The sequence below is a fragment of the Staphylococcus sp. GDX8P114P-2 genome, assembly GCF_017892945.1.
GTDB classification, from domain to species: Bacteria; Bacillota; Bacilli; order Staphylococcales; family Staphylococcaceae; genus Staphylococcus; species Staphylococcus arlettae.
The window spans coordinates 71,167-97,458 of the sequence record NZ_JAESMB010000005.1; the positions used below are offsets into that span (position 1 = coordinate 71,167).

General features: G+C 35.3%; 24 protein-coding genes. 10 read left to right on the plus strand and 14 right to left on the minus strand.

The annotated features are described in order from the left end of the window. The first annotated feature begins 55 nt into the window (after positions 1-55). Genes xylA through xylE form a run of 3 tightly spaced genes read left to right on the plus strand, consistent with a single transcriptional unit; the run spans position 56 to position 4,331 of the window. On the plus strand, positions 56-1,378 hold the full coding sequence (xylA, locus tag KA845_RS01735; RefSeq protein WP_021459335.1) for a xylose isomerase: 1,323 nt from the start codon (positions 56-58) through the stop codon (positions 1,376-1,378). A gap of 5 nt (positions 1,379-1,383) precedes the next feature. Further along, positions 1,384-2,874, plus strand: a complete 1,491-nt coding sequence (xylB, locus tag KA845_RS01740; RefSeq protein ID WP_031266677.1) for a xylulokinase — start codon at positions 1,384-1,386, stop codon at positions 2,872-2,874. Between the two features lie 20 nt (positions 2,875-2,894). Beyond that, a complete protein-coding gene (gene xylE, locus KA845_RS01745) occupies positions 2,895-4,331 on the plus strand; it encodes a D-xylose transporter XylE (RefSeq protein ID WP_002509608.1) in 1,437 nt (478 codons plus the stop codon). Between the two features lie 48 nt (positions 4,332-4,379). Here the strand turns inward: xylE and nadA are convergent, their stop codons facing one another. The 4 genes from nadA to KA845_RS01765 are packed head-to-tail and all read right to left on the minus strand — an operon-like array spanning position 4,380 to position 7,839. Continuing rightward, complete coding sequence (gene nadA, locus KA845_RS01750; protein WP_002509609.1) at positions 4,380-5,480, minus strand: quinolinate synthase NadA; 1,101 nt, start codon at positions 5,478-5,480, stop codon at positions 4,380-4,382. Then, positions 5,480-6,313 (minus strand): carboxylating nicotinate-nucleotide diphosphorylase, encoded by an 834-nt coding sequence (gene nadC / locus KA845_RS01755; RefSeq protein ID WP_103388609.1) that lies wholly within the window; start codon positions 6,311-6,313, stop codon positions 5,480-5,482. The genes nadA and nadC overlap by 1 nt, the downstream gene beginning before the upstream one ends. After that, entirely contained in the window at positions 6,258-7,175 is a 918-nt protein-coding gene (locus tag KA845_RS13075) for an FAD-binding protein (protein ID WP_210127749.1), read from the minus strand. The genes nadC and KA845_RS13075 overlap by 56 nt, the downstream gene beginning before the upstream one ends. Then, complete coding sequence (locus tag KA845_RS01765) at positions 7,108-7,839, minus strand: FAD-binding protein (protein WP_210127750.1); 732 nt, start codon at positions 7,837-7,839, stop codon at positions 7,108-7,110. The genes KA845_RS13075 and KA845_RS01765 overlap by 68 nt, the downstream gene beginning before the upstream one ends. Positions 7,840-7,925: 86 nt before the next feature. Here KA845_RS01765 and KA845_RS01770 point away from each other — a divergent pair, with 86 nt between their 5' ends. The 3 genes from KA845_RS01770 (at position 7,926) to KA845_RS01780 (ending at position 11,138) form a co-directional block, all read left to right on the plus strand. After that, complete coding sequence (locus tag KA845_RS01770) at positions 7,926-9,032, plus strand: cysteine desulfurase family protein (protein ID WP_021459340.1); 1,107 nt, start codon at positions 7,926-7,928, stop codon at positions 9,030-9,032. Next, positions 9,019-9,537: a transcription repressor NadR gene (locus tag KA845_RS01775; RefSeq protein ID WP_002509613.1), complete on the plus strand. Its 519-nt coding sequence runs from the start codon at positions 9,019-9,021 to the stop codon at positions 9,535-9,537. The genes KA845_RS01770 and KA845_RS01775 overlap by 14 nt, the downstream gene beginning before the upstream one ends. A 173-nt stretch (positions 9,538-9,710) precedes the next feature. Continuing rightward, on the plus strand, positions 9,711-11,138 hold the full coding sequence (locus KA845_RS01780) for a YhgE/Pip family protein (protein WP_167868063.1): 1,428 nt from the start codon (positions 9,711-9,713) through the stop codon (positions 11,136-11,138). Positions 11,139-11,191: 53 nt separating this feature from the next. Here KA845_RS01780 and KA845_RS01785 read toward each other — a convergent pair whose 3' ends face one another. From KA845_RS01785 to KA845_RS01795, 3 genes are all read right to left on the minus strand, one after another. After that, positions 11,192-11,521, minus strand: coding sequence for a hypothetical protein (locus tag KA845_RS01785; protein ID WP_103388611.1), 330 nt, complete (start codon positions 11,519-11,521; stop codon positions 11,192-11,194). A gap of 20 nt (positions 11,522-11,541) precedes the next feature. After that, positions 11,542-13,023, minus strand: coding sequence for a catalase (locus KA845_RS01790; RefSeq protein WP_167868062.1), 1,482 nt, complete (start codon positions 13,021-13,023; stop codon positions 11,542-11,544). Positions 13,024-13,565: 542 nt separating this feature from the next. Further along, a complete protein-coding gene (locus tag KA845_RS01795) occupies positions 13,566-14,984 on the minus strand; it encodes an aminotransferase-like domain-containing protein (RefSeq protein ID WP_103388613.1) in 1,419 nt (472 codons plus the stop codon). Positions 14,985-15,157: 173 nt separating this feature from the next. Between KA845_RS01795 and KA845_RS01800 the strand changes: the two genes are divergently transcribed. Beyond that, positions 15,158-15,775, plus strand: coding sequence for a LysE/ArgO family amino acid transporter (locus KA845_RS01800; protein ID WP_103388614.1), 618 nt, complete (start codon positions 15,158-15,160; stop codon positions 15,773-15,775). A gap of 576 nt (positions 15,776-16,351) precedes the next feature. Here the strand turns inward: KA845_RS01800 and KA845_RS01805 are convergent. The 4 genes from KA845_RS01805 to KA845_RS01820 form a co-directional block, all read right to left on the minus strand. Beyond that, positions 16,352-17,014 carry an ABC transporter ATP-binding protein gene (locus KA845_RS01805; protein WP_002509620.1) on the minus strand — a complete coding sequence of 221 codons (663 nt, stop codon included), beginning with the start codon at positions 17,012-17,014 and terminating at the stop codon, positions 16,352-16,354. Between the two features lie 14 nt (positions 17,015-17,028). Beyond that, positions 17,029-18,078: an ABC transporter permease gene (locus tag KA845_RS01810; RefSeq protein WP_021459344.1), complete on the minus strand. Its 1,050-nt coding sequence runs from the start codon at positions 18,076-18,078 to the stop codon at positions 17,029-17,031. Positions 18,079-18,175: 97 nt separating this feature from the next. Next, positions 18,176-18,553, minus strand: coding sequence for a BlaI/MecI/CopY family transcriptional regulator (locus KA845_RS01815; RefSeq protein WP_002509622.1), 378 nt, complete (start codon positions 18,551-18,553; stop codon positions 18,176-18,178). Then, positions 18,546-20,312, minus strand: coding sequence for a BlaR1 family beta-lactam sensor/signal transducer (locus tag KA845_RS01820; RefSeq protein WP_204171566.1), 1,767 nt, complete (start codon positions 20,310-20,312; stop codon positions 18,546-18,548). Before KA845_RS01820 ends, KA845_RS01815 begins: the two co-directional genes overlap by 8 nt. Positions 20,313-20,401: 89 nt before the next feature. On the opposite strand from KA845_RS01820, the gene blaARL reads away from it, so the two are divergent. After that, positions 20,402-21,250, plus strand: coding sequence for an ARL family class A beta-lactamase (gene blaARL / locus KA845_RS01825; protein WP_167868059.1), 849 nt, complete (start codon positions 20,402-20,404; stop codon positions 21,248-21,250). Between the two features lie 215 nt (positions 21,251-21,465). Here blaARL and KA845_RS01830 read toward each other — a convergent pair whose 3' ends face one another. The 3 genes from KA845_RS01830 to KA845_RS01840 all read right to left on the minus strand — a co-directional run bounded on the left by KA845_RS01830 (position 21,466) and on the right by KA845_RS01840 (position 24,219). Next, positions 21,466-21,891, minus strand: coding sequence for a MaoC family dehydratase (locus KA845_RS01830; protein WP_002509625.1), 426 nt, complete (start codon positions 21,889-21,891; stop codon positions 21,466-21,468). A 153-nt stretch (positions 21,892-22,044) separates the two neighbouring features. Beyond that, positions 22,045-23,289 (minus strand): Glu/Leu/Phe/Val family dehydrogenase, encoded by a 1,245-nt coding sequence (locus KA845_RS01835; RefSeq protein ID WP_002509626.1) that lies wholly within the window; start codon positions 23,287-23,289, stop codon positions 22,045-22,047. A 288-nt stretch (positions 23,290-23,577) separates the two neighbouring features. Continuing rightward, positions 23,578-24,219 (minus strand): FMN-dependent NADH-azoreductase, encoded by a 642-nt coding sequence (locus KA845_RS01840; RefSeq protein ID WP_107373818.1) that lies wholly within the window; start codon positions 24,217-24,219, stop codon positions 23,578-23,580. 80 nt (positions 24,220-24,299) lie between these two features. Between KA845_RS01840 and KA845_RS01845 the strand changes: the two genes are divergently transcribed. Continuing rightward, positions 24,300-25,235 (plus strand): helix-turn-helix transcriptional regulator, encoded by a 936-nt coding sequence (locus KA845_RS01845; protein WP_167868058.1) that lies wholly within the window; start codon positions 24,300-24,302, stop codon positions 25,233-25,235. Positions 25,236-25,395: 160 nt separating this feature from the next. Beyond that, positions 25,396-25,995 (plus strand): signal peptidase I, encoded by a 600-nt coding sequence (lepB, locus tag KA845_RS01850; RefSeq protein ID WP_103388617.1) that lies wholly within the window; start codon positions 25,396-25,398, stop codon positions 25,993-25,995. Positions 25,996-26,292: the final 297 nt, after the last annotated feature.

Sequence of the window (26,292 nt, forward strand, 5' to 3'; positions counted from 1 at the left end):
TCTCTTTAACGTTAGTTTGTTTAATAAACTAACCAACTAAATGAGGGGGCTAAACATGACTTATTTCAATATAGATCCAGTAACATACGAGGGACCTAAATCAAACAACATATATAGCTTTAAATATTATAATCCAGAAGAGAAAATTGGTAACAAAACTATGGCTGAACATTTGCGTTTTGGTGTTGCTTATTGGCACACTTTCACCGCTGATTTATCCGATCCTTTTGGAGTTGGAACTGCACAGCGTGATTGGAACAACTTAGAACCTATGGAACAAGCTAAAGCTAGAGTAGATGCTATTTTTGAATTTATGCAAAAAACACAAATTGAATATTTTTGTTTCCACGATGTAGACATCGCACCTGAAGGCTCAACATTACAAGAATCAAATGAAAATTTAGATGTTATAGTAGACCGCATTAAAGAAAAAATGGAAGAAACTGGAAAAAAATTATTATGGAATACTACAAATAATTTTACACATGAACGTTTCGTACACGGGGCTGCAACTTCATCTAATGCAGATGTCTATGCATATGCTGCAGCAAAAGTTAAAAAATCGTTGGAAATAGCTAAAAAATTAGGTTCAGAAAACTTTGTTTTCTGGGGTGGTCGTGAAGGCTACGAAAGTTTGCTTAATACTGATATGAAATTAGAATTAACAAACCTTGCAAACTTCTTTAAAATGGCTAAAAATTATGCCAATGAAATTGGATATACAGGGCAATTTTTAATTGAACCTAAACCAAAAGAACCAACGTCCCATCAATATGATACTGATGTGGCAACAGCATATGCCTTTTTACAAAAATATGATTTAGATGACATTTTTAAATTCAACATTGAAGCTAACCATGCAACACTTGCAGGTCATACGTTCCAACACGAATTACGTTATGCACGCGATAATGACATGTTAGGTTCAGTTGATGCAAACCAAGGACATCCCCTTTTAGGATGGGATACTGATGAATTCCCTACTGATGTTTTCGACACAACTTTAGCAATGTATGAAATTTTGAAAAATGGTGGTCTTGCGCCAGGTGGATTAAACTTTGATGCCAAACCTCGTAGAACATCATTTAAACAAGAAGATTTAGTGCTAACACATATTACCGGTATGGATACTTTTGCATTAGGTTTAAGAGTGGCACATAAAATGATTGAAGATAACTTTTTCGAATCAATAATGGACACTAAATATCAAACTTTCAAAGAAGGTATTGGGAAAAAAATTGTTGATGGTACAACATCTTTTGCTGAATTAGAAACGTATGCACATAATCTTACAAGCATCGATAATGCCTCAGATCATTTAGAAGTAATTAAATCACAGATAAATCAATACATTTTAAATATTAATAATAAGGACTGATGACATTGACTTATGTAATAGGTATGGACATTGGCACTAGCGCCTTAAAATCTATTGTCGTTAATAAACAAGGGGACGTTGTGACTTCACACAGCGTCTCTTATGATACACAACATCCACAATCTGGTTACAGCGAAATAGACCCTGACATCTGGTATAATGCTGCGCTTGATAGCTTGAAATATATTCTAACACAATACGAACCAACGGAAATTACAGGTCTCAGTTTTTCCGGTCAAATGCATGGTTTAGTAATTATTGATGCGAATGGAGCAGTCATCAGACCAGCCATATTGTGGAATGATACACGTACATCGACTGAAGTGGAAAATATAAAAAATACTGTGGGTCTAGACACCCTGCTTAACCAAACACAAAACACTGTACTCGAAGGCTTCACCTTACCGAAATTATTATGGGTCAAGAACAATGAACCACATAATTACAGTAAAATTAGTAAATTCATGTTACCGAAAGATTACGTAGTATATAAATTAACAGGTAATATATTTACCGAACCGTCTGACGCCGCAGGTACAATTATGTTCAACGTCAAAACTGAAACATGGGCAACATCATTGTTACAACAACTCAATATTGATGTTAATATCTGCCCATCAATTATAGAATCACATGGATATAGTGGATCATTAACATCTGAAATCACCCATCAACTTAACATCACCTCGAATATTAAGGTTTATCAAGGTGGTGCAGATAACGCTTGTGGTGCTTTAGGGTCTGGTATTACAGATAACAGCAAACAATTAGTCAGCATCGGAACTTCTGGCGTAGCGCTATCTATCGAAAACAACTCAAAATTCGAAAATGATGGGAACGTCCATTATTTCAATCACTGTGTACCTAATCAAAAATACATTATGGGCGTCACTTTATCTGCAGGCTATAGCCTAGAATGGTTACGTCAATTATTAGCTCCGAAAGATGATTTCACAACACTTTTAACTGATATTAATGATTCCGTAATCGGAGGACATGGTTTAGTATATACCCCTTATTTATTAGGTGAACGTACCCCATATAACGATGCTACGGTACGCGGTAGTTTTATAGGATTAGATGCTAACACGACATCTTTGGATATCAAACGTGCTGTCTTAGAAGGTATTACGTTTTCTATTCAAGACAGCATTTCAATCATGCGTAATAACGGAATAGCAGTCAATGACATAGTATCTATAGGTGGCGGTGCTAAAAATACAACTTGGTTACAAATACAAGCAGATATTTTCAATGCAACAATTACCACACGTACAGAAGAACAAGGACCAGCTTTTGGTGCAGCTATGTTAGCCGCAATGGGGGCGCAGTGGTTTGAATCTTTTGACGCTATCAATGAATCTTGGATTCGATTCCATCAATCAATTAAACCTATTGACTCTAATAGTCAATCCTATCGTCAATTGTTTGATATTTATCAATCTGTTTACCAAGCAACACAACCAATTACTCAAGCACTTAGTCAATTTAAGTAAGGAATTAAGGGGATGGGAACATGTCTAATTATGATAATAAAAAATTCATCTTTAAAATCGCTTTAATCGCAACACTTGGGGGTTTACTATTTGGTTATGATACCGCTGTTATTTCAGGGGCAGAACAATCACTACAAAAATATTTAACTCAACAATATGGTAGTTTTATTCACGGTATGACAGTTTCAAGTGCGCTCATAGGTTGTATTATCGGGGGCTTACTGTCATCAAGCTTTTCAAGTTATTTAGGGCGTAAAAAATCGTTACAAGTTGCAGCAATACTCTTTATCATTTCGTCATTATTATCGGGGTACCCAGAATTTTTATTTTTCGATTCGGGAAACTCTAGTGTCGGTTTGTTAATTATGTTTAATTTATATCGTATTTTGGGAGGTATTGGAGTTGGATTGGCGTCTGCCATTTCACCAATGTATATTAGCGAAATATCACCATCTGCGATAAGGGGAACTTTAGTTTCGTGGAACCAATTTGCTATTATTTTTGGTATGTTGGTAGTTTACTTTGTAAACTTTGGTATTACACACGGCGAGACACAACAATGGATTGATGCTGTCGGTTGGCGCTACATGTTTATGACAGCTGCCATCCCTTCTGTCATCTTTTTCTTGTTATTATTCTTTGTACCTGAAACACCACGCTATTTAACGTTAGTCAATAAACAACAAGAAGCACTAACCGTGTTAAACAAAATTTATTCCTCAAAGCAACATGCACAAAATGTACTAAATCAGATTTTATCTACTAAAAATAATACTAAAGACGTTAAAGCCCCACTTTTTAGTTTCGGTAAAACCGTTGTAATTGTCGGTATATTACTGTCAGTTTTCCAACAATTTATTGGTATTAATGTAGCTTTATACTATGCACCACGTATATTTGAAAATTTAGGTGCTGGAAGTAATGCTTCAATGATTCAAACTGTCGTAATGGGATTAGTTAATGTAATTTTCACTTTAATTGCTATAATATATGTCGATAAATTTGGACGTAAACCTTTATTAATTATCGGTTCTACAGGAATGACTATTGGTATGTTAGGCATGAGCATTTTAGCTGCAAATGGAGCTTTCGGTGTCATCACTTTAGTCTTCATGGTCATTTATACAGCATCATTTATGATGAGTTGGGGACCTATTATTTGGGTTTTACTTTCAGAAATTTTCCCTAATCGTATCCGTAGTAGTGCAATGGCAATTGCAGTAGCAGTTCAATGGTTAGCTAACTTTACAATCACTTCTACATATCCTTCAATGATGGATATTAGTGGAACTATGACTTATGGGTTCTATGGTTTAATGAGTTTATTGTCTTGCTTATTCGTGTGGAAATTTGTACCTGAAACCAAAGGTAAAACACTCGAAGAGTTGGAAAATGTTTGGCGTAAAGATAATACATTATCAGAACAACAATATAATCATACAAGTTCTACGCATTAATACAACAGCACCGTTCACAACTCTGAGAACGGTGCTGATTTTTTTATATTAGGTTAATTCTAACATTCGATTTAAAGCTTGTTTGGCACTATGTGCCACGTTACTATCGACTGCGATACGGTTCGATAAATCACCTTGTTGAATTTTATCCAGACACCATGCGAGATGTGGTAAATCTATGCGATTCATCGTCAAACACGCACACATCAACGGATTCAATGAACGAATATTTAATTCAGGGTGTTGCTTTTTCAAACGCTCTACTAAATTCATTTCTGTACCGATGACCCATTCACTCCCTTGTGGTGCATCATTTAATTTATCAATGATATATTTAGTCGAACCAGCATAATCTGCTGCTTGGACCACATCGAATGTACATTCTGGATGTACTAAAACATTCACGTGTGGGTTACGTTGACGTGCTTGTTTAATATGACTAACATGAAACTTTTCATGTACGGAACAATGACCTTTCCACAAAATAACTCTAATATTGTCACTATCGCCATCGTATTCTAATTTCTTAGTCAAAGGATTCCATACGGCCATTTCGGTTAAATCCACACCAAGCTGATAGGCAGTATTACGACCTAAATGTTGATCTGGCAAAAATAAAATACGCTGCCCTTGATCCAAAGCCCATTGTATGACTGTAGCTGCATTGCCACTGGTCACACATGACCCTCCATGTTCACCCACAAACTGTTTGATCGTTGCTGTAGAATTAACATATGTTAACGGTAAAATATTATCTCCTAACATTTCTGTTAAATAATGATAGCCATACTGTGCCTGTGTAATGTTTGCCATATCTGCCATCGAGCATCCAGCTGACAAGTCAGGCAAATATATATGTTGATCCTCAGACGTCAAAATATCTGCAGTTTCCGCCATAAAATGTACACCATTAAACACAAAATAACGCGCTTCAGTATTCGTGCGGCAAATTCTTGCCAATTCTAATGAGTCTCCCATAACATCTGCAAATTGTGCAACTTCATCCTTTTGGTAGTGATGGGTTGGCATAAACAACTGTGACCCTAATTGTTCCTTAATACGCCAAATTTTTTCTTCTAATTCTTGATTTGAAAGTTGTAAATAGTATTCTGGTAACGCTTGTGCATCCGTTAATATTGGATTAAACATTATAAAACCACCTTTGCTGAAATATCGAGTGCGTGTGTCGCATAAAAGAGTGAACCTACAGAAATATAATCCACACCTGTTTCGGCATAAGCTACAATATTATGTTGTTGAATATTACCAGAAGCTTCTGTTTTGATATGTTTTGGCACATGTGACAGTTGTTCCGCAATCCATGCTGGTTGTCGATTATCAAACATAATCACATCAACTTCTGCTGCTATTGCTGCTTGTAGCATCGTTTCATCTTCTATTTCTACTTCGATTTTATCCATCGGTCCTTGCAATTGACGTGCCATAGCCACTGCTGTACTTAATGATTGTTGTGCTGCGATATGATTATCTTTCAACATAATTCCATCATTAAGTGTGCGACGATGGTTTACCCCACCCCCAACGCGTACCGCATATTTTTCAAACATGCCCAATCCGGGAGTAGTTTTACGAGTGTCAACTAATTGTGCTGATGTATGCTGAATAAGCTCAACCATCTGGTGTGTCTTAGTTGCTATACCGGACATGCGTTGAATTAAATTCAAGACAATTCTTTCCATAGTGAGTAACGTTTGTATTTTGCCGCTAATCTTAGCAATATGTTGTCCATGTTGTATTTGATCGCCATCATCAATATATAACTCAATAGCTATTTCTGGTTCTAACAATGTAAAACTATTATGTAATATGACCTCACCACAAAATATTCCGCTTTCTTTGGCAATTAGATTCATAGTGCCACGTTGTGTTGTGTCAAAAATACTCGTTGCTAAGTCACCATAATGATTATCTTCCAGGTAAAACTGTTTGATTTTCTCTTGTACGCTTAATATGTTGAGCATGCATGTCTTCCCCCTTTACAATTTCAATGTCTATTTGTTGTAATGCTGTTTGCATCTTTGGTTTATCTAACCGATAATGTGCACCTCGAGATTCTGTACGATGTAAGGCAGCTTCACAGATGATTTCTAACATTTTTACTCTGACATAGCGTTGCCACAATGTGGGTGTAAGTTGAGTTAGAGTGATATGCTCAGCTTGCTCTAAAGCCTGATGTAAACGTGTTAAATAACCTGTCATACACGCTCCATGTCGTTCAATCCCAAGTATAGCCTCGCTTTCTGCTTGTAGTGGTTTTAACACAGCCTCAGAAATTTTAGGTATCTGCACTAACGACGGTTGAGGATCTACGAGTGGACGGCTGGGCTGTTGATTAATCACTGCAGCACAATGTTGCCCCATTACAATAGCTTCCAATAAAGAATTACTTGCCAAACGGTTCGCACCATGAAAGTTAGTATTGCTTGCTTCACCAATACAATAAAAATGAGGTAAATTTGTACGGCCTGCTAGGTCTGTTTTAATACCCCCCATTGTATAATGTGCACCAACAGTTACTGGTAGGTATCCTTGCGAATAATCATCTGAGCAATAGCGTTGTGCTTGTTGATATATCCCGGGAAATCTTTGCTTAAAACCCCGTACCTGACGAATATCTATATAGCATTGTTGGTGCTGTTCGAAGATCGCCCTACTTGTAATGTCTCTAGGTGCCAAGCTACCCAAAGGATGATAATCATCCATAAAGCGAACGCCTTGTGCATTCTTTAAAATACCGCCTTCTCCTCGAACCGCTTCAGAAATCAAGCCATAATTGTTGGTTGGCGTACCTAATAATGTAGGATGAAATTGAATCATCTCCATATGCCGTAATGGCACCCCCATGATGAAAAGCAATAATATGACCCGAGCTGACTGTCGACGCAGCATGAGAATTATGACGAAAAATATTACTATATCCTCCGGTTGCACATACAACTTCATGTCCTAATATTTGTTGCAATTCGTTATTCTGATCAAACATATAGACACCACATATCTTGCCGTCTCTATCATGCACTAAATCAATGACTTCAGCTTGCTCATAAGTAGTGATGTGCGAATGTCGAGTCAGGCATGCTGTTAGATGTTGCATTAAGCCGTACCCTGTACGATCTCCTCCTATATGTAAAATGCGTGGTACCGTATGTGCCCCTTCTAAAGCCCAGTCAAAATCGTGAGTGTCTACTTGTCGATCAAAGTTGATACCTTGATTTATGTATTTTTGAATAGCTTCATAACTGGCGCAAATCATCGACGTAATCACACGCTGGTCACCTAAAAGATGACCAGCTTCATATGTGTCTTGCGCATGTGATGCACCAGAGTCATGTTCGTATTTTGAAAAACAAATACCTCCTTGAGCTAAATAACTGTTGTTTGTAGTTTTACTGTCTTTAGTAAGACAAATAACGTGTACATCTTCTTCTAATGCTTCAATAAAAGATAGCGCAGCAAGACCACTGCCAATTAAAATAATTCTTTTCATGTTTACACCTAACTTTACACTTATGTTACATTTAGTATACACATATATTTACATATTTCCGATTATAATACAAGTGAGGTAAGCCTATGATTTATTTAGACAATGCATCAACTACACAACCTGATTCTCAAATATTAACGATTTTCAACGATACACAAACCAACGCTTTTTATAATAGCGAAAGTTTACATGTGGGTGGTTTACATGTCTCACAGCTTTTACAATCATGTCGTTACTATATTCAAAAATACTTTCATACTGATAAAGAAGTTATTTTCTCGCGCAGTGGCTCTCATGCTAATGACATTGCTATCCGCAGTTATTTGGAGCATACAACTAAAACCCAAATTTTAGTATCGCCTTATGAACATCCATCAATCGCTGCAGCATTAGCACCTTACGAAGATGTTTTTAATATCGTGACGCTACCTTTGACAGCAGACGGTGCTATTAATGTCAGTGCAACACAACATCTATTAACAGATGATGTTGCCTTGATTATCATGCAGCATGTTAATTCAGAAACAGGATATATTTTACCAGTTAGTGAAATTGCAACTTTAGCGCACCAATTTGCTATTCCGGTCCATGTCGATGGCGTACAAGCAATTACCAAAGTACCGAACCTCACATTAGATGTTATTACCTCTTATGTAGGTTCAGGTCATAAATTTCACAGTACGAAAGGTGCAGGATTTTTATTGATAGACCATAGTTACATTCAACCATTAAACAGCCATTACTTACATGAATCTGCGACACAAAATGGCACAATAGATACACCAAGTATAGTTGCGATGACTAAAGCACTATCTATGGATACACATAGCGATTATCTTAGTCAAATCAAATCTTTTGCACTACAACAAGCGATAGCCTCAGGTTTCACTCCTATTGAGTACGATCAAACTGCGCCACATATTTTAGCGCTCCTCTCACCGCAATTCGAAGGGCAATATGTCATGCAGTATCTCGCCAGTAAAAACATCTGTGTATCTACCGGTACCGCTTGTGGTCATGGTATGTTGTTAAGTCACGGTTTACAGGTTAAAATAAAGACAATACCTAATCATGTACACGACCAATATTTACGTTTATCATTTTCAAAATATACGACTCAACAAGATATTGCGACGTGTTTCCAACATTTACACACACTTATTCAAGGAGACGAAAGCTATGGATACACCTAATAAGCGTAGAGCTCAAATCTTACATTTACTTGAATCAGCTACTACACCGCTGAGTGGCAAACAACTTAGCGAACACTTTGCTGTTTCTCGCCAAATTATCGTCAAAGATATTTCGGTACTAAAATCACAAGATTATACTATACATGCCACAAGTAAAGGTTATATTCTCAATCAAGAACCTCAAGGTAAATCATTCAAACGTGTCATCGCCTGCCAACATACACGCGATAGGATGGCTCAAGAATTACAAATCATTTTAGATAACGGGGCAATGATAGATGATGTAGCTATAGACCATCCTGTTTATGGCACCATCAAAGCAAAATTAATGATTGAAACTAACGAAGATTTACAACAATTTTTAACACAAATGACGAAATACCAAGGTCAAATGCTCGCTAATCTTACGCAAGGCGTGCATTTACATACCATTTCTGCACACACCGAAAAAATTTTAGACAATGCGATCACTGATTTAAAACAGCACGCCTTTATCGTTGACTAAAATTACTATTGCACTAAAAAACTGTGTTAGCGTTACCATATACTGGCCCGTCAACACAGTTCTTTTAGTGTTTTAATTTTGTTAAATTTAATTACGCAAAGTTGTTGACCCCTGTAAACTAAAAATGTATTATATACAAGGTGCACAACTATTTAAAGGAGACGTGAACAGTTATGTTTGCAGATTTAAAATACTTAAAACAACACCCTTTCCAACTCGTTTCTATGATTGCCATAGCTTTAATACCGTTAATCTATAGTGCTGTCTTTATCGGGTCGATGTGGAATCCATATAATGAAACAGGGTCTTTAACTGTAGATATTGTCAATAAAGATGACGGAGCCAAAATCAATGGAGAACATATTAATATTGGTAATAAACTCGAAGATAAATTGAAAAAAAATGATAAATTTAATTGGCAATTTCATAAAGATAGTAAAGCAGCGAAACAAAATATCGATAAAGGGAAATCCTTTGCTTATATAGAGATACCAGCAAACACTTCTAAAAAAGCAAGCACACTATTAGATGAACAACCCGAAAAAGCTAATATCACAGTGAAAACTAATCCTGGATATAATTATATCGGTGCTAATATCGGTGGCCAATCAGCAACAGGTATCCAACAAAAATTAAGCGATGAAATTCGTAGCACTTATACTAAGGAAGTATTCAGCAATATGAAAAAGTTAATCGCAGGTAATGAACAAACAATCCAAGCCTTAGATGACATGAATAATGCTGAACAACAGTTGATAGATGGTAACCAACAAGTGCAAGCTGGTTTAGAACAACTGAAACCTTTAAACCCAAATGCAGTAGGTCAAATTGCACAAGGCAATACCCAAGTGACTGACGGTTTAGCTTCATTACAAGAAAACAATGAAAAATTAAATAATAACCTTAAAGCAAATATGCAACAGTCTTCAGATACACATTTTGAAGAAAAAAATGCAGAGTATGTTGCAGATCCAATAAATATGAAGCAACAAGATGTTACTGAAGTTGAAAACTATGGTCAAAGTTTCGCACCATACATTATTGCTGTGAGCTTATTTGTCGGCGCTATAACTTTCAGTGCTGTATACCCAGTGGGCAAAAATATGCTAACACGCAATTCTGTCGTGCAAACGTTTATCAGTAAATTTTTACTCTTCCTAATTCAAAGTATTGTGACTAGTGCAATCCTAACGCTGTTCCTTGTCTTTGTCTTCCAAATCGAAATCGACGATATTGTAAGATTCACATTTTTAATTGTGTTATGGGGCTTAGCCTCAATGTTCCTTGTCACTACATTAACAACACTATTAGGTAATGTCGGTAAGTTTTTAGCCTTGATGTTATTAATCTTACAATTAGGTTCAAGTGAAGGTACATTCCCAATTGAAACGTCAAATGGTTTCTTCCAATTCCTGAACCCTATCTTACCTATGACTTATGTGATTAAAGGAATTAGAGAAAGTATCTTCGGCTTCACAGGAGCAATACCATATCATGATGCAGTGATATATCTTATTATTTTAATTGTCGTATCATTGATTGTTCTATTCTTTAGCTGGATGATGAAATACAAATTCCCTAAAACGCAAACATTAGATTAAATTACAAAAAGCCTATCAATCCGAGATAGATTGATAGGCTTTTTTGTATTTATTTACAGTTGTGCTTGTGCTTTTACATAGTCAACAAAAGCTGCTGTATCGCCTTTTTCAATGTTAGAAATAGGAAAGGCACCGATATCAAAACGTAATTCTACTGAAGACTCATCATGTGAAATATGTTGTAATTCATCATAACGAATACTTCTATAATAAAATTGACCATCCATATCTACGTTTAAAATTAAACGTTCATTAGTTGCAATATATGCACCTTGGTATATATGTTCTGTACCTTGTATCGTATAAGGCATGTCACCTAGTACTGCTGGTCCTTTTGTTTCTGTAGGATATAAATCATCCGGATTTACATTATCTAAAATCATGCTCTCACCTCATCTATAGATTAATCTGCTTTTTCTAGATCTACGTCATTGATGTCTATACCCATTGCTTGTGCAACGCCTTGACCATATTGTACGTCTGCTTTATAACAATGTCTAATATGACGATGTTTCAACTCATCAGTAACGGGTGCCATTTCATTTGCGGTATTGTAAAATAATGCTTGTTGTTGTTCTGTTGATAATAAACGGAATAGTTTCCCAGGTTGTTCGAAATAATTATCATCATCTTCACGGAAATCATGTTCGTAAACACTGCCTTCCAGTTCTAATGCAGGTTTTTTGTGTTGTGGTTGATCTTGAAAGGCATCGTAACTGTTTGGATAATAATGTGTACTGCTACCTTGATTGCCATCCAAAATACGCATTTGACCATCGCGACTAAATGGACAAATATTTTCTACGCCAACACCTTTAGGTTGATTGACTGGTATTTGCCAATGGTTCACACCTAAACGATAACGTTGTGTATCACCATAAGAGAATAAACGACCTTGTAACATTTTATCTGGAGAAAAATCTAAACCAGGAATGATATTAGTTGGTGCAAACGCTGCTTGCTCTACATCTTGGAAGTAGTTTTCTGGGTTACGATTCAACTCAAATTCTCCTACTTCGATTAATGGGTATTCATCTTTATACCATACTTTAGTTAAATCAAATGGATTATCTTTATGGTTACGTGCTTGTTCTTCTGTCATAACTTGAATATACATTTTCCATTTAGGGAAATTCCCTTCTTCTATAGCATTAAACAAGTCACGTTGTGATGAATCTCTATCTTTTGCTATAACTTGTTCTGCTTCTTCTGCTGTAAAGTTTTCAATACCTTGTTGAGATCTATGGTGGAATTTAATCCAGAAGCGTTCGCCTTCAGCATTATACATTGAATATGTATGTGAGCCGAATCCATGCATATGTCTATAACCTTTTGGAATACCTCTATCAGTCATCAAAATAGTAATTTGGTGTAATGCTTCAGGTAACAATGTCCAAAAATCCCAATTACTTTGTGGGTTTTTCATATTTGTTTTTGGATCTCGTTTCACGACATGGTTTAAACTTGGAAATAGCTTAGGATCTCTAAAGAAAAAGACTGGCGTATTATTACCAACTAAGTCCCAGTTCCCTTCTTTAGTATAAAACTTCAAGGCAAAACCTCTGATATCACGTTCTGCATCACCAGCACCACGTTCACCAGCTACCGTTGAAAAGCGTGCAAACATTTCTGTTTGTTTACCAACTTCTGAAAAGATATCTGCACAAGTATATTGCGTAATATCATTTGTTACAGTAAACGTACCAAAAGCTCCAGATCCTTTAGCGTGCATACGACGTTCTGGAATAACTTCTCTATCAAAATGTGCCATTTGCTCTAAGAAATACCAATCTTGCATTACTAAAGGCCCTCTTGGACCAGCTGTCATACTATTTTCTCTATCTGAAACGGGTGTCCCGAATAAACCTGTTAATTTATTATTCATCTCTATACTCCTTCTCGATTCTATATATTGATGTCTCTATGATAACGATGTGTCGCGCGTACACTTTACGTGTAATCATATTTAAAGCTATAACTACGAGCTCCACTTTATGCTTTAACCGTCACACTTAATCGCTCATTAGTTATACACTTTATAACAATTACTTTTTTGTAATTATTATAATCTATTATATCAACTTTTCCTGTATTGTCGATAATTTTATATTATTTTGTTGATTAAATTGATAATCATTAGATATAACTGATAATTATAATTAACGTCTACACAAAAGGGAGTGGGACAGAAATCTGATTTTGAAAAAATGATTTCGTCGTCCCACCCTGGCAAGGATGACTAGCATTGAAAAAAGCTTGGTTTGAAGCGCATTTTCAATACAGTCAGCTACTGCCCATATGAAAATAGACTAGGACGAATCAATATTGTCCTAGCCTCTTGACAGTATAAAATATCATTTTTCAAATAATAGTAAAAAGAACAGTCAACATGGAGCTCCTCATTTTCACAAAATAGGTCATTTGCCCTTAATGTTGATGCTGCATTATCAATTCTGCCAAACATTGAATGGCTGGCTCCATATCTTGTTCAGCAATATAAGCGTAAGAAAAACGTAAATATTGTTTGGCTTCATTGTCATAAATTTCACCTGGATAAATAATTAAGCCTTGCTCAAGCGCTTGGTTGAATAGTGTTTTCATATCTATAGGTACCGTCAACTGAAACCAAATATAAAAAGAGCCTTGAGGTTGTTGCCATGTACCACAATCAGCTAGATATGTTTCTAAACATTGCATAAAATGTGCACTTTTACGCTGTAATGTCTGCCGTAATTGTATTAAATGATTATGATAATATTTAGGTTCTGTTAACCACTTTTGGGCGATAAATTGTGCTATAGAGCTGGCACCATAGTCATTTTGCATTTTCAAATCTGCTAAATGACTAATGACACGCTCATCACCGACAATCCAACCTACACGCAAACCAGGACTTACCGTTTTGGATAAACTTCCTAAATATAATACATTATCGTTATTGTCGAGCGCCTTCATTGGTAACGGTCTGTCACCCTCAAACCATAAATCACCATACACATCATCTTCAACGATAGGTATACCTTGTTGTTGGCATTGATTAATAATTTTTTGCTTTTGTGTCTTACTATACGTATGTTGTGTAGGATTATGTAACGTTGGAATACAGTAAAATATACTATGCTTATACTCACTATTTGCACGAAAAATATGATTAATATGTTGTTCTATCGTTTCTATTTGTATCGGTAACATCTTTGCTTTCATACTATGCCACGTATGCACAGAATTAATATACGATGGGGTTTCAATTAATACTTTAGACTGTGGTACTAATAAACCATCGGCAATTAACTTCAACCCTTGTAACGCACCTGACACGATACAAATTTGCTCAACATTACAACTAATGCCTTTGCGTGCCAAATGCTCGACAACAGCATGACGTAAAGCTAATTTCCCTTTCGGTGGTTCGTAATTAGTTGTTAACGCGCCTTCCACATCTTGTGCGATTATCTCTTTAAACAAATCATTAGGGATTAATTCTGGTGCTAATTCACCAGTTCCTGTGCGTATTAAGTGTGTATCAAATTCTAACTCATTAATTTTGCGAATATAATATTGATTATTTTGTGACCTGCTATGGCCAAAATAATCATGCCACCGTATATTATCTTTAACAAATTGATTCCATTTGTACTGCGAAACGTAGACACCACGTTTTTCGATACGATCTATTGCACCGTAACTTTCCAAAATATCAAATGCTTCTATGATTGTAGAACGATTAACTCGATACTGTTGCGCAAGTACACGTTGACTAGGTAATTTATCTCCTGGCCGTAAGCTATTGTCAGTCATTTGCGTTAAAATATCATCGACAATATATTGATACTTTGCTTGCTTCATTTTACACTCTCCCTTGGTTGGGATTTTAATTCACAACTGGTTGGTTTATTTAAGTAATAGTTATTGTATCATAAAACCATATTAGCAATAATTCACATTCCATTATAGCTACAACCATCCAATCTGGTTGGTTTATATCGTTTTAAAATACTTCATGAAAGTAGAGGCATGTTATGTTACAACCTATACTACACGGCTTTTTACTCGCTTTAGGGCTCATTTTACCCTTAGGTGCACAGAATGTCTTTGTTTTTAATCAAGGGGCAAACCATCGCAAATTAATACATGCCATGCCTGTCATCGTCACTGCGGGTCTTTGTGATACGTTACTTATTATCTTAGCGATTTTGGGCGTTTCGTTAGTTTTAATGTCTTTACCTGCATTACAATTAGTTATCTATATTATCGGCTTGGTATTTTTATTTTATATGGCTTGGTCACTTTGGCATGAACAACCAAATAATTTGGCTCAACAACACTCAATGTCAGCTAAAAAACAAATAGGGTTTGCGCTATCCGTATCATTATTGAATCCACATGCCATCATGGATACTATTGGTGTAATTGGCACTAGCGCATCAGTCTATACTGGCTCAGATAAACTATTATTTAGTCTGGCTACTATTCTTGTATCGTGGTTATGGTTTATCTTACTAGCTATACTGGGAAAATTACTAGGCTCAATAGATAAGACTGGTAAATACATCTTACTGTTGAATAAAGTGTCGAGTATTATTGTGTTAATTGTTAGCATAATCATTATTAATAATATAATTCGTTTATTATTGTAATGACATCTATAACAAGATATATAAAGTCTCTGACTTTGTTGGCAATTTTTGTGCACGCATTTCGCGGGCACTGCCTTAGCATGTAGTCTTCGGCTAGTGCTCTTCCCGCAGGAGTCGCCCCAAATCACTGCCAATATTATAATTTATGAATTGAAATCGATAGTGTTTATTATGTTATATAAATCAAATGACAATTATCACATAAAGTCGATGTGAAATTGAATTTAGACTTTGTTTAAGACTGTCTATAAAGTCTCTGACTTTGTTGGCAGTTTCTGTGCACGCATTCCGCGGGCACTGCCTTAGCATGTATTCTCACACTATTTCCCTTCGGGCGTCAGCACGCTAAAAAATTAGTACAATAAGTTAACCAAGAACTTGGTTATTTCTTAATATCATTAAGTATACAAAATTTTATAAAACTAAAATAAACGTCAATTTCTATATTTTCTCAATAGAAATTGACGTTTATTTTTAGTCAGGTATATTTATGTCCGGAACACTTAATTATTGTTTGTCATTAAATTAAAAGTCCAGAATACAAGGCTATTCCACAGAAAAGTATTTCCTAGTACCTTACTTTTCTGTAAGTACGCCGTCCTCCATATGATAGACGTGATCACAATACTCTGTTAAGCGCTCATCATGTGTCACAACAATACAAGTTTTATTCAGTGCTTTCACTTGTTGCTGTAAAATCTCCATGACAGCAATCGCATTTTCGGTATCTAAAGCTGCTGTTGGTTCGTCAGCTAAAATTACGGATGGTTTAGTGTACAAGGCTTTGGCTATAGCTACACGTTGTTTTTGACCACCTGAGATGTCGCTTGGTAATTTGTGTTGCACGCCTGTTAACCCCAACTGAGTCATCAGGTTGTTATATTCACTTTGAGACATAACCTCTTGTTTTTGTTTACGTAATAATTTGAACTGTTGACTCACATCTAAAAAGGGCACCAAATTCGTCGCTTGTAAAATAAATCCAATTTCTTGTAACCGTGTACGTGCAAGTTGTTTTTGATTCATCATAGAAATAGCTTGATTTTGAATAGTAACTTCTCCAGATGTCGGTGTTTGTAAAGCACCTACTATAGTTAAAAACGTACTTTTACCAGAACCAGATGGGCCAACAATGGCATTTAATTCTCCTTGTTGAAACGTAATACTAGTAGGTTTGACCGCTTCTATTATCTGATTGCCATCTTTAAATGATTTCGAGACATTCTCACAAATTAGCATACTGTATCCTCCTATTACCCAATCGCTTTTAATGGGTCAATTTTTCTAATAGATAAAATTGAAAACAAACTACCTAGTAATGATACTAAAATTAAGACGATGCCAAAAATGAGTAACGTTAAAACTTCAAACTTCACCGGTACCGCTTCAGGTAGAAAGAGACTCGTTAGTAACGTTAATCCTAAACCTATAACCGTGCCGATACAAGCTAATATAAACGTTTGTGCTACTACTACTTGTGCCAAGTAACTATTCGTAAATCCTTGTGCTTTTAAAACACCAAACAAATGCGTTTTTTGTAATGTAATAACATAAAGGAAAATGCCAATAACAGTAGCAGAAATAACAAATAAAAACGTAATCATAAAGTTTAATGTTAAGTTTTGTGCTTGATAGCCTGGCAATTGTTCAATGAAGTTATCTATAGACACCGCTTCTTTATCATTCTCTAGTTGCTGTGACGACCAGTTATCATCTTTAACGACGACTGCATTAGTTTGGTCATTTTGTAATTTCGTATTGATATTTGCTATTGTATTATTATTCGTAAATAGTACTGGTGAAGCATTGTATTTAGCACTTTCAGTAAAACCAACTATTTTCAATTTTTCGTCCGATTGCGATAACGTTAAAGTATCATCAATTTGAAAGCCTTTTGTTTTCAATGTTTCATCAGCAACAACCTCATTATCGGCTGTGGCTTGACGGCCATCAATCAAATCAGGCATTAGAAAACTATTTTTTGTCACACCAAAAAGCAATGCATTTTCTTCGACATCACCATTAGACGCAATAACACCTGTCTGTTTCAATGTCGTTTGTTTATCATACGTACCTTTCACATCATCTGCGTTAAACAACGATTGTTCCACTGTTTGATTTGCATCTTTATTTAAAATAATAGCGTCAGCATGCCATTTATCTATGCCTTCTCTATTCATATTCATTAAGCCATTGGCTAAACCCGATAATAAAAACAGTAAATAACTTATCATAATTAACACACCAATGATCAAACTGAATTTTAATTTATTGCGTTTGATTTCATTCCAAGCTAAAAACATAACTCACCTCTTCTACTTACTAATTGCTGCTTCTCCATCTTACACTTTCTACTAAAACATTTATAGTTACGCATCAGTATTACACGTCAACAACTTATCATTTATCAAGGTCTTCCAATAAATCATGTAATTCTTGAAGGTCTTGTTCATTTAATTCTTTTTGTTCAACGAAATTTAATACTAGGGATTTCACATCACCACCATAGAGTTGATTAACTAACGTTTTAGTTTTTTCATATTTCATATAATCTTCCTCCACTGTTGGTGTGTACTGATAAACGCCATCTTGTTTTTCCCTAGATAACAGTCCTTTTTTATATAAACGCGTAATTAATGTACGTATCGTCTTTTCATTCCACGCTTTAGACTGTTGTACTTGCTCAATAATATGATTCGCAGATAAGGGGGACTGTGTCCATAAGACATTAATAATTTCCCACTCTGCATTTGAAATATCAGGTGCTTTCTCAGTCATTAATTATTCCTCTCTCCTTCAAAATAGCCTTACTTATAGCTTTAGCTTGTGTTCCTGATGCATTTGCTGCTCCATGTACATGTGTTGAAAAGTAATATGTGTTATTAGCTGTTGTCACATATCCTGTATACCAACCATTTTGTAGTTTGCCATTTACTTTACCAGTACCTGTTTTCCCATAGAGTTGCGCTTTTTGATAGTCTTGTTCATGTAGCAATGTATCTAAATAAGCAACATCACTTGCGCGAAAGTCTAACTGTTGTTGTTTTACCGTTGCTAAAAGTTTCACTTGTTCTAAATTAGACACTTTAAGGGCGTCTTCTTGCCAATAAGCGGATGCATTACTTAAGGTTTCATTACCATAATTTAACGCTTGTAAATATTTACGCACTTCTGTGTTTCCTACCTGTTGATTCAGTTTCTCGAAGTACCAATTCACTGAATAACGCATAGCACTCTGTACATCTTGGTCACGTTCCCATTCTGCAAAAGGGTATGACTCCCCTTGCCACTGCTTTGTAGATTGTTGTGCTGATATTTTCTTTTGATCTAATCCAAAAAGTGCTAAATATATTTTGAAAGTCGAATCTGGTGCAAAGCGTTCTCTACTACCTGACTCATTATAAACAGCGTACTGTTGTCGTTGTTGATCAAATAATACAAATGAACCTTCTAACTGGCGAAAATGTTCATGTTCATCTATGTGTCTTAAATTATCTAATGCCTTCGTGTAACGTCCATTAGCATTTTCTTGTGCGCCTACTAAAGGTATTTGGACTATTAATAAACTAGAACATAGTACTACACCTATCATCAAAAGCAAACGGCGGTGTGTCTGTTTATGAAAATTTTTGATTTGCAATATTCTTTGTTTTAGTTCTACTTTTTTTCCACTGAATGACTGAACATAGATACTGTTCTCTTTTTGTACTCTAGACATTGTACTAGCAATAAGTGTCTGTCCATATAATTTATACTCTGCTGGTTGCAATTGAGTTAATACTTTTTGGTCTGCAATCAATTCACATTCTTTTTTCATATGGCGACGCACATAATAAAGTATGGGATTAAACCAAAAACATTTAGTTAATAAGTTAATAAACAATACATGTAAGGGGTCTTTGCGTTGAATATGCGCTAGTTCATGTAGCATCATATATTTGCATGCTTGTGCACTAAAGCGTTGATCCATATTGGTCGGTATAATAATCCAATAACCTCCCCACCAAAATGAAACAGGCGTTTCCACTAGAGGACTCTCTGCTACAGATATGCGTTTATGAGCACTGTGTAACTTTACTATATTTAAACTTTCACCCACGCTAATCGATACTGTTGAGCGCACCAAATTGCGCAGTTGTAAACAGCCACGCACAAAATACACAATCCCTAAAAACACGCCTATAAGCCACAATATCGTTACAAGCCACGTAATAGCTTCCCAATTCATTTGCGTTGTATTTAAAGTATAATCTTTTGTTTGCGACCAAGCATTGGGTGTACTCGTTGCTCCTGTTGTAGTTGCAGATTGACCAACATCACCCTGTTTGTGCGAGCTCACTAATCCTCTAATCCATTGTTGAGGTAATAATGGTATAAACATCGCTACGTAAACTAAATACCACATTTTATAGCTTATAGTGCTATGACAGTATTTCGTACATATCGCTTTAAATAAATATAAAAAAGCATAAACTATTACCGCACTTAATGTACTCAATATTACAAATTTCAACACTCGCACATTCACCTCTTTCATTATTTCCCATGATACTTGCTTGACTTAAATATTACAAGTGTAATATAATCATTCATGAAGATTACATTTGTAATATTTAGGAGGTAACTATGAAAAAGTTTTTTACTATCTTTGTCTTACTCTGTGTTTGCTTCGCTTACACAACTGCTACTGCTTCAGCGCAAGGTTTAACTAAATTAGAACATAAAAATGATGCCACAGTAGGTGTTTATGGCATTAATACTGCTACTGGACAAACTTATTCGCACAACGCTGATACCCGTTTTGCTTATGCATCAACTTTTAAAGCCATTACGAGTGGGTTATTATTACAGCAAAATTCTCCTGAAGCATTAAACAAAACTGTAACAATAAAAGAATCAGATATCGTGGCGTATTCACCTGTTACCGAACAATATGTCGGAAAAACAATGACCCTACGCCAATTAATTTCCGCTGCTATGTTACAGAGTGACAATACTGCTAGCAATATCATAATGGAACAACTCGGTGGTCTAGATCAGCTTTCGTCTCGCTTACAAGCACTCGGTGACACAACAACAAACCCACAACGTTATGAACCCGAATTAAATAACTATGATCCACAAAGTACGGCAGATACATCAACACCTCGTGCTACTGCCCATAATTTGCAAAATCTATTAACAACAGATGCCGTTGCACCACAACAGCGTAAGTTTTTACAAAATTTAATGTTGAACAATAAAACAGGTGAGAGTTTAATCAAAAAAGGTGTCCCTAACAGTTATAAAGTAGGCGACAAAAGTGGTCAGGGTACAACTTATGGTACACGTAATGATGTTGCCCTCATATATCCAAAACATCAAACTAAGCCAATTGTTTTAGTCGTCTTTACGAAACATCAGCAACAAGACGCACAACCACAAGATGAGTTAGTGGCACAAGCAGCACGTCATGCAATACATCAGCTCGATTAACTTTAAGAATTTACGCAGACAAATATTTATTAATTATGCACTACTGTATCGCAACTGATTATTTAAATATTTACACTAACCAACAACACTTAGAGCTGGAACATGATTAATGTCCCAGCTCTATTTTCATACCTTGTTTTGATTATTAAGAACACATAGCCACCAACATCATACTACAATGCTTCGACTAAGCAGCTGCCTATATTTATTAATATTTAACGATGCATTAAGGCCGTCACTTCACCTGCAAATACCTTCTGCTCATTTTGATTATAAGTATTTAACGCAACCGTCAGCCTCCCCGTAGTCTCTTTCATATGAGTTTTATCGATGACTTCCACTATGACATATAGGCGATCATCAGGATAAACAGGTTTCATAAATTTAACATTATTCATTTCAGTTCCTGCTATAACTTCTGAACCATATTTACCTTCTTCTACCCATAATTTAAAAGTCAATGCCAATGTATGGATGCCCGAAGCAATGATACCTTTAAAGCGCGTATCTGCTGCTTTGTTTTTATCAATATGCATATATTGCGGATCATACATTTGTGCAAATTCCATAATATCTGCTTCTGTTACTGTATAGCTTTGCGTAGTATATGTGTCACCTATGCCAAACGCATCTAAATTCATCCTCGTCTCTCCTTACGTTTAGTTATTACCTACAAGTGTATCAAAATTTCATTATATATAGAGAAGCCACTTATGTTATTAAGGGCAATAATAAAAAACCTATATTGTGTTTATATGTAATTATAAACACAATATAGGTTTTAAGACATTTGTTTATGCCCAACCACGGAAACGAGTTGCTTCTGCAGTACGTTTCACACCTATAACATAAGCCGCTAGACGCATATCAATGTTACGATCTTGCGCTAAATCATAAATCGTGTTAAACGCTTCTACCATCTTCACGCTTAGGCGCTCATTAACTTCTTCTTGAGACCAATATAAGCCTTGCTTATTTTGCACCCATTCGAAATAAGATACTGTAACACCGCCAGCACTAGCTAACACATCCGGTATTAATAACACATTTCGTTCAGTTAAAATACGTGTTGCTTCTTTAGTTGTTGGTCCATTCGCAGCTTCTGCAATGATACTTGCTTTAATTTTATGTGCATTATCAATTGTAATTTGATTCGCAATAGCTGCTGGAACTAAAATGTCACAATCTACTTCTAACAATTCATCATTAGAAATAGTATCATCAATCACATTAGTAAAGCGTCCATGTTCAGCACGCAATTCTATTAAACGATCAATGTCTAGTCCATTCGCATCATATACACCAGCTAAACTTTCAGAAACGCCGACAATTTTAGCACCTTTATCGTACAAAATCTTTGCAATAAAGCTACCAGCATTACCAAAACCTTGCACTACAACTCGTGCACCTTTAATGTCACGTCCCAAACGTTTAATTGCTTCTTCTATAGTAATTACAGCACCTAATGCAGTAGCTTGTTCTCTTCCTTCAGAACCGCCAAGCGCAACTGGCTTACCAGTAATAAATCCAAATGCATTCGCTCGACTGATTTTACTATATTCATCCATCATCCACGACATTATTTGTGCATTTGTATAAACATCTGGTGCTGGAATATCACTATCTGGCCCCACAAACTGAGAAATTGCACGAACGTAACCACGAGATAAACGTTCTAATTCTAATTGACTTAATTGACGTGGATCACAAATAATTGCACCTTTACCACCGCCGTAAGGTAAATCGACAATACCACTTTTCAAAGTCATCCACATAGAAAGTGCTTTTACTTCCTCTTTAGTAACATCTGGGTGGAAACGAATACCACCTTTCGTTGGTCCAACAGCATCATTATGTTGTGAACGGTAACCTGTAAATGTTTTTACAGTACCATCATCCATTTTCACTGGAATTCGTACCTCTAGAAATCTTAATGGTTCTTTTATTAAATCAAACATACCGTTATCAAAACCTAAATTATGTAAAGCTTCTTCTATAATTTCTTGTGTAGAAGATACTAAATTACTATTTTCTGTCATATTCACATCTCGCCTCTTTCTTAATTTATTACTTTACTTTTCATTCTCTTTTGAAATAACATTGCCTTTAACAATGAAATTTTGGCATTACTAAAATTAACTTAATAGTTAGAAAATTCAGTAAATAAAGCCGGAATCATCATTTTACTATTAAAATCGTCAAATGTAAACTAGACTACAAATAATCATAATAATTATATACAATAACATATATATCTTTAATAATTCATCAAAGAGCATAAAAATGCGTAACATCACTTTAATAAAGCTTAGTTACGCACGCTATATTTATATATTATACATAGTAGATAGTGGTGTTGTTAAGTCATTTGCTGCTTGTTGCATTACAGTTGCTTCATCTGTCGTAGCAGTACCTTGGGCACGCACAATATGCAAAGCATCAAATCCCATTATTTCTTCAAACATACCTTTCAAGTAATGATATGAAAATTCTAAAGCTGTATAACGATCATCATTAGTGTACACCGAACCACTTGCTTGAAGTAGCAATGCCTGATAGTCATCAGTCATTAAACCTACTGAACCCGTATCAGTATATTTAAAGGTTTGTCGCGGTACTAATATATTATCCATATAATCTTTCAACCGAGAAGTAATATTAAAATTGTGCATTGGTGTCACAATAACAATACGATGATGGGCTTTAAATTGCGCTATTAATGCTTTCGAGCGTTGCGCAATTTTTTGTTCATCACGTGTCATTTCTTGCTGCTGGCTTTCTTTTTCCCATATTTTTAATAGTTGCGTCGTTTCAATACGAGGAATTTCAGTTTGATATAAATTTAAGATCTCTACTTCTTCAGCTGGACAGATGGTTTGATAATGCTGCAAAAATAACTGTTGTAGCTTAGCAGAGAAAGTTGTTTCATTTTGATAATCGGGATGGGCATTAATAATTAACGTTTTCATTGAACATACTCCTTTAAACTTAATAAATTAAGTATATCGCTCAATGGTGTCAAATAACGAAACTTTTGAAAGGAGAAATTATGAAAAAATCTGAACGCTTAAATCAAGAGTTAAAATACTTAAGTCAAAAACATAGTTTTCATCTAAAAGAACTAATGTCTGAATTTAATATTTCCAAAAGTACAGCCCTCAGAGATATCAATGATTTGGAAGCAATGGGCTTAAGTCTATATGTAGAAAATGGCCGTTATGGTGGTTATAAAATTTTATCTCAAAATTTATTAACTCCAATATACTTTAATAACAACGAAATGCTAGCCATTTTTTTCGCTTTAAAATCATTAGATTTGTTGTCTAGTACACCTTTCGAAAAATCATACAAACAAATTAGAGAAAAACTGTACCACACGATACCAACTCAATTAAAAAGTGAAATTTCCACTGTTCTAAATTTTATTCAATATTATAACGCTTCAACACAGCAACAAACGCTTTATCTGTCCGACATTTTAGACTCGATTATTCACGAATACACTTTACATATTAGCTACAACCAATACCAATGTATAGAAACCGACATTCAAGTGTATGAGTTATTTTATCGTAATGGCGTCTGGTTTTGTAGTGCGTTAGATATACCAAGTGAAACGTGGGGAATCTATCGTTGCGATTGCATTTTAGAACTACAGGCTAACACTACTGATCACCCTAGTTATGCACGAAGTACTTTGGCCGAATTTCAAACACAATACGAAGATACATATCACGATATTCCATTCAAATGTAAACTCTCAACCTTTGGCGTCGAATTATTTACTAAAAACCACTACCCTAATATGGAATTACAATATATTGACGGTTCTCCCTACATCGTAGGCGGCTATAATATAGATGAATTAGACTACATGACTCATTATTTAATGTCTCTTGGTACACACGTCGATATTATTTACCCCGAACAGTTAAAAAAGAATTATTTACACCAAATGCAGCGCATTATTGCGCGTTATCATTAACCTTCACTGTCACTTTTTAGCATAGTAACTTTGCACTTATATACAAATCGTCAAAATAATATATCTTACGCTTCAAACTGTTTATATATTAATTTAAGTTATTTATTATTTTTGGTAATATTATTTAATAATACTATATTAAAATCGAGGTTATTTCATCATGCGTAAAAATGTCATAGAATGGCTTATTGCAATTGTTATCGGAATTAGTATTGCTTGGATAGTTACGACATTTATTTTTAGCAAATATCACGTCAACGGCGATTCGATGTATCCAACATTTAAAAATAATGATCGCTTACTTATCAACAAATTCTCCATTTCTATGGATAGTTTTAGTCGTGGCGATGTTATTGTTTTCCATGCTACTAAAGACAAAGATTATATCAAACGATTAATCGGTATGCCTGGTGATAAAGTACGTTATAAAAACGATCGCTTATATATTAACAATCAGTATGTTAAAGAACCTTACCTCAACTATAATAAGCAACATAAAATTGGCAATCAACTTACTGAAGATTTTGATACTGCAGATATCGAACATGCTAAACAGCAACAAACTATTCCTAAAGGTAAGTATTTAGTGCTCGGTGACAATCGTGCAATTAGCAAAGATAGTCGTAGCTCATTAGGCTTAATTGAAAAAGAAGATGTCGTCGGCAAAGTCTCCATGCGATATGCTCCATTAGATCGTTTGGACTTTGGTTTTTATGCTGATTCTTTTGATAAAATTAATAAAATATCCGCGATAGAATAGCTACTTTATTAGCACTGATTGCCATTTAGCATAATAACATTGCATGATTTACACACTGTACTCCAACTGGATATAAAACAAAGGAGCGAATTCTCAAAATAAAAAGTTTACGATTTTGACCGTTGTGTATGCTTGCCTATAACTATAATTCAAACATATAGTTTCTCTAGCTGCTGCACGTTACAAAGTGACTTGTGTAAAAATACAACACAACTCCTCTTACACTATCGAAGTAAATTGCTATTGTAATTCCGAATAAAGAAAACGCCAATTTCTAGTTTATCGCGCTAGAAATTG